Source organism: Corynebacterium sp. UMB8791, assembly GCF_054166365.1.
In genome coordinates, this window is sequence record NZ_JBSZCG010000174.1 from 1 (window position 1) to 469 (window position 469).

1 rRNA gene is annotated in these 469 nt (G+C 47.8%); it reads left to right on the forward strand.

The window, feature by feature from the left end:
* Window positions 1-469, forward strand: a 23S ribosomal RNA gene (locus ACXIUA_RS11290); the annotation flags it as partial.

Genomic DNA, 469 nt, shown 5'->3' on the forward strand with positions numbered 1-469 from the left:
ATGTATGTTGAAAAATGCTGGGATGAGTTGTGGGTAGCGGTGAAATTCCAAACGAACTTGGAGATAGCTGGTTCTCTCCGAAATAGCTTTAGGGCTAGCCTCGCGAGAGAGGATAATGGAGGTAGAGCACTGTTTGGACTAGGGGCCCGTCAGGGGTTACTGAATTCAGATAAACTCCGAATTCCATATATCTATACGCGGGAGTCAGACTGCGAGTGATAAGATCCGTAGTCGAAAGGGAAACAGCCCAGATCACCAGTTAAGGTCCCCAAATCTATGCTAAGTGGAAAAGGATGTGGAGTTGCACAGACAACTAGGATGTTGGCTCAGAAGCAGCCACCATTTAAAGAGTGCGTAATAGCTCACTAGTCTGTCTCTTATACACATCTGACGCTGATCGTCGGCAGCGTCAGATGTGTATAAGAGACAGGGTTGAAGGTGTGGTGAAACACACTGGAGGACCGAACCC